General features: G+C 49.4%; 1 protein-coding gene. It reads left to right on the forward strand.

The window, feature by feature from the left end; translation table 11 throughout:
* A partial coding sequence (locus R7E78_RS26885; RefSeq protein WP_318058710.1) for an AMP-binding protein occupies positions 1-688 on the forward strand: 688 nt, incomplete at both ends.

Consider the following 688-nt stretch of genomic DNA (forward strand, 5'->3'; position numbering starts at 1 on the left):
ACAAACCTTTGGTTGACAAAGCGATCATGGACAGTCGTTGGAAGCCAGAGAAAGTGTTTGTTTTCCAGCGACCAGAATGCGAAGCCGAGTTAAACCAAGAGAGAGATCTGGATTGGCAGCAAGAGTATAGCCAAGCACTTCCACATGCCTGTGTACCAGTACTTGCGACAGATCCGCTATACATCCTTTACACCTCGGGTACGACAGGTAAACCAAAAGGCGTAGTGCGTGATAACGGTGGTCATGCCGTGGCACTGAAGTACTCAATGAGTGCAATCTACAACATCCCGCAAGGTGGTGTTTTCTGGGCGGCATCCGACGTGGGCTGGGTAGTGGGTCCTTCGTATATTGTTTACGCGCCATTAATTCACGGTTGCACCACAATACTGTTTGAAGGTAAGCCAGTCAGAACTCCGAATCCGGGGGCATTCTGGCGTGTGTGTGATGAATATAAAGTGGATGCTTTGTTCTCGGCGCCAACGGCTTTCCGTGCGATTAAGAAAGAAGACCCGGAAGGCGAGTTCTTAAAGCAGTATGATCTGTCAAACCTGAAAACCATCTTTATGGCTGGTGAGCGTTTAGATCCTCCTACGCTGGAATGGGTACAAAGTAAAACGGACAAACCGGTTATCGATCACTGGTGGCAAACAGAGACAGGTTGGGCGATTGCCGGTAACCCGACAGGCAT

It is taken from the genome of Vibrio sp. YT-19(2023) (genome assembly GCF_033337395.1).